Below are 12,963 nucleotides of genomic sequence, written 5' to 3'. Positions count from 1 at the left end.
AACAGACATGATGCTTGACGGGTGTGACACACTTCGGAGGTGCAGGAGACACCGACCATCACGGCGGCAGAGATCGCCCGGCTCGCCGGCGTCGGCCGGGCCGCCGTCAGCAACTGGCGCAAACGGCACGCCGACTTCCCCGCCCCGGTGGCCGGCACCCCGGCCAACCCCGAGTTCGACCTCACCCAGGTCGAGCAGTGGCTCCACACCCAGGGCAAACTCCCCGAGTTGGCCACCGCCGACCGGCTCTGGCGTCACCTCGCAGCCGCCAGCCAGTCACCGGCCGCCGGCCTGGCCGCCGTCGGCGCCCTGCTGCTGGCCCGACAACGCGGCCAGCGCCCCGGCCGCTCAGCCGACCCGCAGCTCAAGCCGCTGCTGCCCGAGATCGACGCCCTCGCCGGCGAACTCGGCACGCAACAGGCCTTCGACGAGCTGTGGCAGCGGTTCTCCGCCCCCGGCCCCGGACGGCTCTTCGCCACCCCCGACGACCTCGCTGACCTGATGGCGGGGCTCGCCGACGTCGGCGGTGGCTCCGTCCTCGACCCGGCCACCGGCTCCGGCGCCACCCTCCGGGCCGCCGCCCGCGCCGGCTGCACCTCGGCACACGGGCAGGAACTCGACCCCGACCTCGGCCGGCTCGCCGGACTTTGGCTGGCCCTGCGGGACGTACCAGGGGAGGTGTGCATCGGGGACTCGCTGCGCGCCGACGCGTTCGCTGGCCGGACCTTCGACGCGGTCATCTGCCACCCGCCGTTCGGGGCGAGCAACTGGGGCGACGAGGAACTCGGGCACGATCCGCGCTGGATCGTCGGCACCACACCCCGCACCGAACCCGAGCTTGCCTGGGTGCAGCACGCCCTCGCCCACCTGCGGGTCGGCGGACACGCCGTGCTGCTGATGCCACCCACCGTCGCCAGCCGCCGCGCCGGCAAACGGATCCGCGCCGAACTGCTGCGCCGAGGCCACCTGCGAGCCGTGATCGCGCTACCGGCCCGGGCGACGGCCGGACACGGCGTACCCCTGCACCTGTGGGTGCTGTGCCGGGCGGCGGCCGACGCGCCGCCACCGGCGCGGGCGCTGCTGGTCGACGCCGCCGGCGGCGACCTGGCCGAGGCAGGGCCGCGGATCCTCCAGACCTGGCGGGCCTTCCTCGCCACACCAGACGCGGAGGTGGGGGAGGCCGGGTTCGCGCGGGCGGTGCCGGTGATCGAGCTGCTCGACGAGGAGGTCGATCTCACCCCCGCGCGCCGGCAACCCGCCGTCGCGGGCCAGACCACCGGCGAACATCTGGTACGCACCCGCGAGCGTCTGGCCGCCGTCGTCGGGGACCTGTCGAAGCTGATGCCGCAGGTCACGCCCGCGCCCGAGGGGCACGAGGGGGAGTTCTTGTCGGTGGGGGAGCTGGCCCGGGCCGGCGCGTTGCAGGTGATCGGACCGGTCCGCGCGCTCCCCGGCGACGACGCCGAGCCGCCGGCCCCTGGGCCGCCGGTGCTCACCGTGCAGGACGTGCTGAACGGGGAGGAGGCGTCCGGCCGGGGCGACGGCCGGCTCGGGCAGGAGATTCCCCTGGCCGTCGGGGACGTGGTGGTGCCGATGATCGCGCGGCAGCTCACCGCCCGGGTGGTCACCGCCGAGGGGGCGCTGCTGGGGCGCAACCTCTATCTGCTGCGGCCGAATCCGGCTGCCTTGGACTCGTGGTTCCTGGCCGGGCAGTTGCGGACATCGGCGAACGAGCGGCAGGCGTCGAGTTTGTCGGGGACGCTGCGGTTCGATGTGCGGCGGGCGCAGGTGCGGCGGTTGGCGCTGGAGGAGCAGCGGGCGCACGGGGAGGCGTTCCGGCGGCTGGAGGCGTTCGAGGCCGCGATGCGGCAGGCGGCGGCACTCGGGGCGGAACTGGTCCAGCTCACCGCCGACGGCCTGGCCAGGGGAGTGATTCGACCGGACGGGCCGGCGCGGTGAGGTCAGACCTCGATGATCGGCCAGTCGTCGCCAAGTACCTTGCGGACCTGGTCGGCCCGGGACGTGACGAGGCCGGCGGCGCTGCTGATCGCTACGAAGGCGGCATGGCCTGCCCCGAGGCGGCCGGTCTGCCGGGCCATGCCTCCGATGACTGGGCAGTCGTCGGCCCGGTCGACGTGCAGGGCAGGCGTGACCACCTGAACGGCGGGGTTGCGGCGCAGCATTCGCAGGAACTCGTGCTCGGTGTGGTCGAGCAGGCTGTACGCCTCGAGCAGGCACACCAGCGGAACGGCGACCGTCTCGCCGGCGTCGGCAGCCTCCACCACCGCCTCGCCGACCGCGTCGACGCTTTGGGCGTAGGCCATCAGCGCGCCGGTGTCGAGCACGTAGACCGGTGCGTTCACGCGGCGCTCTGCCGGTCGAAGTCGGTGCGGACCTCGTCCACCGGGCGGTCCAGCAGCTCCGCGACACGGGCGATAGCGGCCTCGCGCATCTCCGGCGTCACCCGGCGAGCCGCCAACCGTCGCGTCGCACCCTCCGGGTCGTACGGGAACTCGCCGTGGCCGGCAGCCCGCAGCGCGGCCCGCATGTCGTCGGATATCCGACGCCGTCGCAGCGCTTCGGTCACGTACGCGGAAACCTGGCGGGCCGGGAGCGCGTCCAGCTGCTCTGCTACGTCATCAGGTACGGAGATCGTTACACGCCGACTCATACTGCGGAGCCTAGCGAAGTATGAATCGTCCGTCAGCAACGCCCCGCTGACCATCTGCTGATCACACCCACCCGGTGGGGGCTACAACGATGCAGAGCGGCAGTCCATACTCCTTGACTTAAGGCAATCGAAAGGAACCCGGTGAGCACCAAGCACCAAGAGTTGGCCACCTTCATCTGGTCGGTGGCCGACCTGCTCCGCGGCGATTACAAGCAGTCCGAGTACGGCCGGGTCGTCCTCCCGCTCACCGTGCTGCGGCGCCTGGACTGCGTGCTCGAACCGACCAAGGACGCGGTGCTCGCCCGGCACCAACAGCTCAAGGACGCGGGCGTGCAGAACATGGACCCGGTGCTGCGCCGGACCGCCGGGCTGTCGTTCTACAACACCAGCGAGATGTCCTTCCGCCGCCTGCTCGGCGACCAGGACCACGTCGCGCTGAACCTGCGCGCCTACATCGGCGGCTTCTCGCCCGGCGCGGTCGACGTGCTCGACAAGTACGGCTTCGACACCCAGATCAGCCGGCTCGCCGAGGCCGGGCTGCTCTACCAGGTGGTCGCCAAGTTCGCCGACATCGACCTGCACCCCGACGTGGTCTCCAACCACCAGATGGGCTACGTCTTCGAGGAGCTGATCCGCCGCTTCTCCGAAATCAGCAACGAGACCGCCGGTGAGCACTTCACCCCGCGCGAGGTCATCAAGCTGATGGTCAACCTGCTGCTCGCCCCCGACGAGGACGACCTGGTCACCCCCGGCATCGTCAAGAAGGTCTACGACCCGGCCTGCGGCACCGGCGGCATGCTTACCGAGGCCCAGGAACACATCCAGGCGCACAACCCGCACGCCACCGTCGAGGTGTACGGGCAGGAGCTCAACGGCGAGACGTACGCGATCTGCCGCTCCGACATGATGCTAAAGGGCGGCGACCCGACGAAGATCGCCTACGGCAACTCGTTCAGCCAGGACGGCCACGAGGGCGAGCGCTTCGACTACATGCTCGCCAACCCACCGTTCGGGGTGGAGTGGAAGAAGGTCGAGAAGGTCGTCAAGGCCGAGCACACCCGCGGCTTCGCCGGCCGCTTCGGCGCTGGCCTGCCCCGGATCAACGACGGCTCGCTGCTCTTCCTCCAGCACATGATTTCAAAAATGAAACGGCCCGAGGACGGCGGCAGCCGCCTGGCGATCGTCTTCAACGGCTCGCCGCTGTTCACCGGCGCGGCCGGGTCGGGGGAGTCGGAGATCCGCCGCTGGATCCTGGAGAACGACCTCCTCGAAGGCATCGTCGCCCTGCCCGACCAGCTTTTCTACAACACCGGCATCTCCACCTACTTCTGGATCCTCACCAACCGCAAGGAGCTAGCCCGGCGGCGCAAGGTCGTGCTGCTCGACGGCCGCGACTACTGGACCAAGATGCGCAAGAGCCTTGGCGACAAGCGCAAGATGCTCACCGACGAGCACATCGCCTCGCTCACCAAGCTCTACGTGGACGCGCTGTCCATCGCGGACGACCCGGAGCATCCACAGTACGCCAAGGTGAAGGTCTTCAAGACCACCGACTTCGGCTACCAGCGGATTACGGTCGAGCGTCCGCTGAGGCTGCGGTTCGAGGTCACCGAGGAGACGGTCGCGCTGCTCGCTGAGGCGAAGGCGGTGCTCAGGTACGTCGAGCGGGAGTCGCTGCTGGCAGCGGCGAAGTCGTTGATCGGTACGTCGTCTGCGACTCGTGCTGACTTCGCGATGAGGCTGAACGGGCTCGGGAAGCTGCCAGCGGCGGTGGAGAAGGCGGTGTGGGAGGCGTTCTCGGTCAGCGACCCGGAGGGTGAGGTGCAGACCGACCGGAAGGGCAAGCCGTTGCCGGACCCGGACCTGCGCGACAACGAGAACGTGCCGCTCAACGAGGATGCCCACGAGTACCTCAAGCGCGAGGTGCTGCCGCACGTCCCCGACGCCTGGACCGACGAGACGAAGACCAAGGTCGGCTACGAGATCCCCTTCACCCGTCACTTCTTTGTTTACCATCCGCCGCGCCCGCTCGGCGACATCGACGCCGAGATTAAGAAGCTTGACGTCGAGATTCAGGCTCTGCTCGGTGAGGTGACGAGGTGAGCACCGGACTTGCCGGGGTAGGCACACCAAGCTCTTGGCAGTGGTGGCCGCTGAAGCACGCTGTCCTCTCCATAAACCGAGGATCTGCTCCGGACTATGTGGACGATGGGCCGGTCTGGGCCGTGAGTCAGGCCGCCAACCAGCCAGAGGGTCTTGATTGGAACCGCGCACGCTTCCACACCTTCGGCGGTAACCCTGCAAACCTAAAAGGGCTCTTGCGGCCGGATGACGTCCTGGTCAACTCGACAGGGCGAGGTACGCTCGGCCGGGTAGGCTACTTCTCTGGTACCCCAGATGGTCGGATGGCCATGGCCGACGGTCATGTAACTCGGGTCAGAGTGCGCCGCGAGGTGCTTGACCCTCGATATGCCTACTACTACCTCTCCTCTGAGCCATTCCAGCACTACATTTACTCAGCCCTCATCGTTGGAGCAACCAACCAGATCGAGCTCGTAGGTGAGCGCCTCGCGTCCGCCCCGGTGCCAATGCCACCGATTGAGGAGCAGCGGCGCATAGCCGACTTCCTCGACGGCGCAACGCGGTACCCAGTTCGACTTGGTGAAATCCACGAGCGCCTACGTGAGGTGATCAAAGAGCGACGTTGGTCCCTTTTTCAGCGCCTGGTCGAGGAGGTTCAGGCACCGCTGATACCTCTAAGGCGCGCCATTCGGTTCATCACGGACGGCCCCTTCGGGAGTGCCTTCAGCAGCTCCGATTACTCGGAGGAAGGAGCTGCGGTCGTCCGACTGGGGAACATCGGATTCGCCGAGTACCGCGCCGGCGAGCAGGCCTTCATCCCTCTTGATCTGTATCGGAAGTTTCATCGGCACAAAGTCAGTGCAGGGGACCTGCTTATAGCCGGCCTTGGAGATTCTCGTAACCACGCTGGTCGGGCTTGCGTAGCGCCTGATCTTGGGCCCGCGATTGTGAAGGGTAAGTGTTTCTGTGCGCGTGTGAACAGAAAAGCTGCAGACCCTCGCTTTCTGTCGCTGCTCCTGTCGTCGCCACTTGGAGTGCAGGCAATGGACAGCCGCGGTTCCACTAGGTCGATGATCAACCTTGAAGTAGTGAAGTCAGCGGTCGTTCCCCTGCCGAACCTCAGCGACCAGTTGAGGATTGCCAGGACTATGAATTCGGCAGATGAGGTGCAGCAGCGAGTGGTGACAGCTGTTTCCCATCAAGAGGCCATGCTGATTGAGCGGCGACAGGCGCTGATCACAGCGGCGGTGACGGGGCAGTTCGACGTGACGACCGCGAGCGCGGTGGACGCATGAGTCCAATTCATCAGGAGCAGTCGTTTGAGGGAGCGATCGAGGAGACGCTGCTCGGCGCGGGGTGGCAGACGGGCTTTGTCGATCACTATGGTCGACGGTTAGGCCTGGACACCTCGGAGCTGTTCATCTTTATTGGCGCCACCCAGCAGCCGGCTTGGGACAAGCTTTGCGCCTACCACGGGAGCAAAGACGAGGCGCAGCGGCAATTTGCCCTGTACCTCGCTAGGCAGATCGACGAGCGAGGCCCCCTCGACGCCCTCCGCCGGGGTGTCAAGGATAAGGGCGTCTTGATCCGTCTCGCCTACTTCAAGCCCGCGCACGCCATCACCGACGACGCGCTCAAGCTCTACCGCGCCAACCGCCTCACCGTCACCCGCCAGCTCGCCTACTCGACGAGCACCAACAAGACCCTCGACCTGGTCCTCTTCGTCAACGGCATCCCGCTGGCAACCGCCGAGCTGAAGAACCCGCTCACCGGCCAGACCGTCGAGGACGCCAAGGAGCAGTACCGCAAGACCCGCGAGCCGAAGGAACTGCTCTTCGCCCGGCGTGCCCTCGTGCACTTCGCCGTGGATCCCGACCTGGTCTTCGTGACGACGAAGCTGGCGGGGGAGAAGACCCGGTTCCTGCCCTTCAACACGGGGTCGAACGGGCCGGGCGTCTCCGGCGGGGCCGGCAACCCGCCGGCCAACGACAAGGGCTACCGCAGTTCCTACCTGTGGGAGCAGATCTGGCACCCGGACACCTGGATGGACCTGGTCCGGCGGTTCCTGCACTACGACAAGGACTCCAAGGCGCTGATCTTCCCGCGCTACCACCAGTGGCACGCGGTCACCCAGCTCACCGACCACGCCGCCCGGCACGGCTCGGGGCAGAACTACCTGGTCATGCACTCGGCCGGGTCGGGCAAGTCCAACACCATCGCCTGGCTGGCGCACCGGCTGTCCAGCCTGCACACCGCGCCCGTGGTCGACAACGAACGGCTGCGCCCTAACGAGCCGGTCTTCGACAAGGTCATCATCATCACCGACCGGGTGGTGCTGGACCGGCAGTTGCAGGACACGGTCTTCCAGTTCGAGCACGTGCCCGGCGTGGTGCAGCGGATCGACAAGGACTCGGCCCAACTCGCCGCCGCCCTCCAAGGCGAGACGGCCAAGGTCGTCATCACCACCATGCAGAAGTTCCCCTACATCCTCAACCAGGTGCAGGGGCTCAAGGGGAAGCGGTTCGCGGTGATAGTCGACGAGGCGCACTCGTCGCAGTCCGGCGACTCGGCCGCCGCGCTGAAGAAGGTGCTGCTCAAGCTCGGCAGCGACGACGTGGACGAGTCGGGTGACCTGCTCACCGCGTCCGCGCTGGCCCGCGGCCGGCACGAGACGCTGTCCTACTTCGCGTTCACCGCCACCCCGAAGCCGAAGACCCTCGAACTGTTCGGCACGCCGGACCCGGTCACCGGCAACCCGCACCCGTTCCACACGTACTCGATGCGGCAGGCCATCGACGAGGGCTTCATCCTCGACGTGCTGCGCAACTACGTGACCTACAAGTCGTACTGGAAGCTGGCCAACGCCAACCCCGACGACCCGGACGTCGACCCGAAGAAGGCCGGCGCCCAGCTCGCCCGCTTCGCCACCCTGCACCCCACTATGCAGGCGCAGAAGGCGGAGATCATCGTCGAGCACTTCCGCAAGCACACCGCGCCGCGCCTCGGCGGGCGCGCCAAGGCCATGGTGGTCACCAGCTCCCGCGAGGCCGCCGTCCGCCTGCACACTGCCATCAAGAAGTACGTCGACATGCACGGCTACGTCGGCTGCGACTCCCTGGTCGCCTTCTCTGGCGATCTGGAGGTCGACGGGGTCGAACACACCGAGGCGCGGAGCAACGGGTTCAGCGAGGGCGAGCTGCCCGAGCGGTTCGCCTACACCGCCGCCGACGACAAGCACGCCGGCACGCCCCGGGCCAAGCAGGACACCGAATACAAGATCCTGGTCGTCGCCGAGAAGTACCAGACCGGCTTCGACCAGCCGCTGCTCACCACGATGTACGTCGACAAGCTGCTCAAGAGCGTCGCCGCCGTGCAGACCCTGTCCCGGCTCAACCGCACCCACCCGCTCAAGGCCCAGGGCGACGTATTCGTCCTCGATTTCGTCAACGAGGCCGGCGACATCGCCGCGCACTTCAAGCCGTACTTCGAGACCGCCGCCACCACCCCCACCGACCCGAACCTGCTCTACACCGCCCAGAACGCGGTCACCGGCTACCCGGTGTTGGTCGACTCGGAAATGCAGGCGTACGCCGAGGCGCTGCTCGCCGCCGAGCGGAAGGCGACCACCGACACCGCCCTCCAGCGGGCCCACGCCTCCCTCTACCGCTTCATCGAACCGGCCGTCGACCGCTTCAAGGCCCTGGCCGCCGACGACCCGGAGGCCGCGGACGGCTTCCGGACCGCGCTGCGCGACTACACCCGGATGTACGCGTTCCTCAGCCAGGTCGTGCCCTACCACGACGAGGACCTGGAGCGGCTCTACCTGTTCGGGCGGGCGCTGCTCAACCGGCTGCCGCGCCGCCAGGACCCGTCCGTCGACATCGGCGAGGTGCAGCTGACCCACCTGCGGGTCAGCAAGACCGGCGAGCACGACGCGTCGCTGACGCCCGAAGGCGAGCAGATGCTGCCCGGGTTTGTCGGCGGGGGAGCGGGCCGGCAGCATGACCCGGAGAAGGTGGCGCTCTCCGACCTGATCGAGGAGTTCAACGACCGCTTCGGCATCGGGCTGGGCGAGGCCGACAAGGTCTGGGTGGAGCAGCAGATCGTCGCCTTGGCCGAGGACGGCACGCTCGAAGCCGCCGCGATGGTCAACGACGAGAGCAACTTCGGCGTCGTCTGCGACCGGCGGATCGAGGACGTGATCCTGTCCCGGCACGACGACAACGGCAAGCTCATGCAGCGCTACCTCGACGACGAGAGCCTGCGGTCGCAGCTCAACCAGTTCGCGCGCCGGCAGGCGTACCAGATGATCCGCCGCCGCAAGGGCATCGCCTGACTGAGCACTTCCGGAGAGGAGGACGACTGTTGTCCCCGTCCAACCACACCTTTCACCTCTGGATCGCCTCCGACGATTCCCGGACGATTGTGGCCCTGGCGCCGCTCAGAGTCACTCGGCGACCGGTCAAGCACGAGTGGGGCAGCATCACCGAGGTGAACGCTCTGCCGCCAGCTCGTGTCTCGTCCAACATCGGCGGCCTAATCGTGCTGGTTGCGCTGGTTCCGCTGTGTGCCGCCACGCTCCTGATTCTCGGCGCGCCACCGTTGGGAATCCTGGTCTTGGCGGTGCTGGTCCTGGCTGCTGGCTCTGCCTCGCTGCTGATGAAGGACCCGCCGAGTCACGTGGTCTCACCCGATCTGGTCGAGTTCCCCGACATCCACCGTGTCCTCGATACCCCCGAAGAGCGCGACGATTTTCTCGATCTCATCGAGCTTGCCGAGCAGGCGGGACGTTCTCTGCCCGCCCTTGGTGCGCAGGCCGACCTCGTGCAGGCGGGTCAGTCGCTGGCGGAGGCGTTGTGGGAAGCCGCGGATGTCCTGAGCCGACGCGCGCAGCTCCGCCCGCACATGGACAGACAACTGCGTCATCCCGAGTCTGCGGCGAACATCACGAGGTCGAGCGGCTACTACTTGGCCGGGCAGCGTGAGAAGCACAGGGACATGTGGGAGCAGGTCGATAACGAGTTGGTTCGGGTCCGGACGGCGCTCGAGGTCGCGGCTGTGGCCGGTGAAAACGCCGCCGACGACCGAGACGCGATGGCGGCAGCGCGGGAGGCGTACCGGGACCTGGCTGCCCTTTATGGCAGCAGTTCCTGATGCAGTCAGCGCAACCGGCAAGTTGGTGGAGGGCTTGATGCGGGCGCAGGAACGCGTTGCCGAGCGGTACGAGTTGACATACCCGCTCGGCCACGGCGGCATGGGTGAGGTGTGGGCCGGCTTCGACGAGAAGCTCGATCGACCGGTCGCCATCAAGTTTCTCCGCAAGCTCACCATCGCTGAAGCCGAGCGGGAGACGGCCATCGAGCGGTTCACCCGGGAAGCCCGGGTCACCGCCCGACTCGACCATCCGGGGGTGCCCAGCGTCCACGACGTCGGACACCACGGCGACGACCTCTACATCGTCATGCAGCTCGTGCCGGGTGTCCTCCTGTCCGACCTGATCGGCGAGCGCGGCTGGCTCGCCGTGCCGTGGGCCGCCGCCATCGGCGCCCAGATCTGCTCGGTGCTCGCGGTGGCCCACGCGGCGTCGCTGGTGCACCGTGACCTGAAGCCGCAGAACGTCATGGTCACCCCGGCCGGCGCCGTGAAGGTGCTCGACTTCGGGGTGGCGGCGCTGCTCGGGCCGGACGTGCCCCGGCTGACCGCCACCGGCAACACCCTCGGCACGCCCACCTACATGGCACCGGAACAGGCCCTCAACAGCGCCGTCGGTCCACGGGGCGACCTGTACGCCCTCGGCTGCGTCCTGTTCGAGCTGCTGACCGGGAATCCGCCGTACCGGGCGGACAATCCGCTCGGCATGCTGCACCGGCACATGAACGACCCCATCCCGTCGATCATCGACCATCGCGCCGGGGTACCCGACGACCTGGTGCAGCTCGTCGCCCAGTTGCTCGCCAAGGAACCGCAGCACCGGCCTGACTCCGCCGCCGACGTGTACGGGATTCTGGCACCGTTCGGCGCCGTCGAGCAGCAGCTGGCCGAGGACCTCGCGATGGCGGTCGGCGGCGGGGAGTCGGTCGATCCCACGATGCCGTACCGGTATCCCTTCGGTCCGCTGCCGCCGCGGACGCCATTGCCAGCGACTCGTGTCGACATCGTCCGGCCGCGGAACGCACCGGAGCTCGTCGAGCCGCCGTCCCTTGCCGAGTTGGCGGAGATGGAGGAGCGCGCCTGGGGGTTGGCCGAAGAGGAGCGGTTTACCCAGGCGGCTGAGCTGCTGGAGACGGCGCTCCGGCCGGTGCGGAAGGGGCACGCCGCCAAGCAGCCGAGGGTCCTGGAACTGCGACTCAACCTGGCGAACCTGTACGTTCTCGCTGGCGCCTACCGGCAGGCGCTGCCCGAGTTCACCAGGCTCGCCGACGACCTGGCCGAGCGGCCGGTCCCCGACCGGGAACTGATCTGGCACTGCCGCCAGCAGGCCGCCGTCTGTCAGGCGGAACTGGGTGAGGCTGCGGCGGCGCTGACCGAACTTCAGTCGCTGCTCGCCGAGGGGCAGCAGTTGATGTCGCCCGAGGCCCCGGAGTTGCTCGGGCTGCGCCAGCAGTTGGCCATGCTCAGGGCCGGTGTCGGGGACGTTGCCAACGCCCAGAGCGAGTTGGAAGACCTGCTTCGGGACGTACGTCGGCTGTCCGGCCCGCACTCGTCCGCCGCTGCGGAGATCCAGGCGTTGCTGACCCACCTTGGTCGGCTGAGCGAGGCAGCTTCATGACCCAGTGGATGAGGTCGCAACAGACCACGCTGGCTCCGGGAGATCTGCGCGTGGGCGGCATCGGGCGGTTCACCGCAGGCAAGCTGTTCGCTCGCAAACGCTCGAGGTTGGTGCCGGTGTACGACTCGGTGGTGGTGTGTACCTTTGGCACTGGCAGCAGCGTCTGGGAGTGGCTGCACGGCCGGCTCGGCGCGGAGGCGACCGGCTGACGCACTGCCTCCGCGCACTGCACAAGCAGGTCGGCCTACCCCGAGGTAAGCCTCAATCGCGTGCTGGTTGTCGTGTTCTGGGTGCGACACCAGAGGGCGCACAGCGCCAAGGGATGTGTGGGACAGCAACTGCCCTGATCCAGGTGCCCGGAAAGGAGGACTGCATGACGCGGCGAGCGTCGAGCAACGCCGTGTCCGCCGCGTACGTCTGCGTCAACTGTGGTGAGACCGTCCATGGCCGGGCGAACACGCGCCGACGAGGACCGGACATCGCCTGGTTCGTGCACTGCCGCCCGTGCGCGGATCTGGTCGCCGACCAGATCGAACCTTTGGGGATGCTGCCGGGCGGCAGCGCCGACCTCCACCGGTGCCGAACGTGCGGCAGCCTCCGGGTCTGCCGTACGGGCTGGCGTACCCGGTGCCACGTCTGCCTCGACCAGCGCTCCCTTGGCCTCGCTCTCGCAGCAGGGGAGCGGCTGCTGGCCCGGCTTCCGGCCGAGCCCGCGATCGCGGAGCAGGTGCGCCGATTCGCCGGCCTGGTCACCGACGACGCCATCACGGTCCGCGCCGCCGCCGAGTTCCAGGCGGCGATCGCCCTCGGTACGGAACTCGACCGGCGCCGCCGGGACGGCTGGACCGACATCGCGGGGGACGTCCACGGCCTCCCCTGGTACGGCGAACGGCAGCGGAACCATTCCCACGGCACCTGGGGTGTGCACCTCGCCTGCGGGTCGTGGCAACCGCTTCGCGACCGTGCCTGCGGGCAGTGCCCGCCCGAGCCCACAGACCGGACCTTCGCGGCGCTGCGGGACACGTCGTACCTGCTTTACCTGGTGCGGCACCATGGACTGCTGAAGTTCGGGGTCGGCAACGCGGGCCGAGTTCGGCACCACCTGCGTCACGGCGCTGAGCCGGTGGAGGTCCTCGAGGGACGGCACGCCGACGTCATCGCCGCGGAGGCGGCCCTCAAGCGGCAGAAGCGGGAGGCCGCGGTGCCGCTGCGATGGTGGCGTACGCGACGGATGCCGGCGTCGTTCGGAGCAGGCACCGAGGTTGTCCGCATCGGCGTACAGATCCGCCTCGCCGATGTCCTGATCGACGGCCGGGACGTCACCGACCGCTTCACAGGCCACGTATGACGGAAACGAGGCACGTCCCGGGAGACTGACGATGCGAATTCCAACGATCCCTGGCGTGCTGCGACTGACTGCACCCCGGTCACGGTCGGTGCC

Annotated in this window: 10 protein-coding genes; 8 read left to right on the top strand and 2 right to left on the bottom strand. The window is 68.2% G+C overall.

Going from position 1 to position 12,963, the window contains the following annotated elements:
• The first annotated feature begins 39 nt into the window (after nt 1–39).
• A complete protein-coding gene (locus AB0H57_RS11000; RefSeq protein ID WP_357505002.1) occupies nt 40–1,959 on the top strand; it encodes an N-6 DNA methylase in 1,920 nt (639 codons plus the stop codon).
• Between the two features lie 2 nt (nt 1,960–1,961).
• Here the strand turns inward: AB0H57_RS11000 and AB0H57_RS10995 are convergent, their stop codons facing one another.
• Nucleotides 1,962–2,363 carry a hypothetical protein gene (locus AB0H57_RS10995; protein WP_357505000.1) on the bottom strand — a complete coding sequence of 134 codons (402 nt, stop codon included), beginning with the start codon at nt 2,361–2,363 and terminating at the stop codon, nt 1,962–1,964.
• Complete coding sequence (locus tag AB0H57_RS10990; RefSeq protein ID WP_357504998.1) at nt 2,360–2,671, bottom strand: hypothetical protein; 312 nt, start codon at nt 2,669–2,671, stop codon at nt 2,360–2,362. The genes AB0H57_RS10995 and AB0H57_RS10990 overlap by 4 nt, the downstream gene beginning before the upstream one ends.
• A gap of 141 nt (nt 2,672–2,812) precedes the next feature.
• On the opposite strand from AB0H57_RS10990, the gene AB0H57_RS10985 reads away from it, so the two are divergent.
• The 7 genes from AB0H57_RS10985 to AB0H57_RS10955 all read left to right on the top strand — a co-directional run bounded on the left by AB0H57_RS10985 (nt 2,813) and on the right by AB0H57_RS10955 (nt 12,870).
• A complete protein-coding gene (locus AB0H57_RS10985; RefSeq protein ID WP_357504996.1) occupies nt 2,813–4,774 on the top strand; it encodes a class I SAM-dependent DNA methyltransferase in 1,962 nt (653 codons plus the stop codon).
• Entirely contained in the window at nt 4,771–6,048 is a 1,278-nt protein-coding gene (locus AB0H57_RS10980; protein WP_357504994.1) for a restriction endonuclease subunit S, read from the top strand. Before AB0H57_RS10985 ends, AB0H57_RS10980 begins: the two co-directional genes overlap by 4 nt.
• A 287-nt stretch (nt 6,049–6,335) precedes the next feature.
• Complete coding sequence (locus tag AB0H57_RS10975) at nt 6,336–9,089, top strand: type I restriction endonuclease (RefSeq protein ID WP_357504992.1); 2,754 nt, start codon at nt 6,336–6,338, stop codon at nt 9,087–9,089.
• 29 nt (nt 9,090–9,118) lie between these two features.
• Nucleotides 9,119–9,907 (top strand): hypothetical protein, encoded by a 789-nt coding sequence (locus AB0H57_RS10970; RefSeq protein ID WP_357504990.1) that lies wholly within the window; start codon nt 9,119–9,121, stop codon nt 9,905–9,907.
• 37 nt (nt 9,908–9,944) lie between these two features.
• Complete coding sequence (locus tag AB0H57_RS10965) at nt 9,945–11,522, top strand: serine/threonine-protein kinase (protein WP_357504988.1); 1,578 nt, start codon at nt 9,945–9,947, stop codon at nt 11,520–11,522.
• Entirely contained in the window at nt 11,519–11,731 is a 213-nt protein-coding gene (locus tag AB0H57_RS10960) for a DUF6308 family protein (RefSeq protein WP_357504986.1), read from the top strand. Before AB0H57_RS10965 ends, AB0H57_RS10960 begins: the two co-directional genes overlap by 4 nt.
• Before the next feature lie 164 nt (nt 11,732–11,895).
• On the top strand, nt 11,896–12,870 hold the full coding sequence (locus AB0H57_RS10955; RefSeq protein ID WP_357504983.1) for a hypothetical protein: 975 nt from the start codon (nt 11,896–11,898) through the stop codon (nt 12,868–12,870).
• Nucleotides 12,871–12,963 lie beyond the last annotated feature (93 nt).

The organism is Micromonospora sp. NPDC050686 (assembly GCF_040654475.1).
Taxonomy (GTDB): domain Bacteria; phylum Actinomycetota; class Actinomycetes; order Mycobacteriales; family Micromonosporaceae; genus Micromonospora.
Note: the sequence above shows the minus strand (reverse complement) of the source record. Positions and strands in the feature narration are given on the sequence as shown.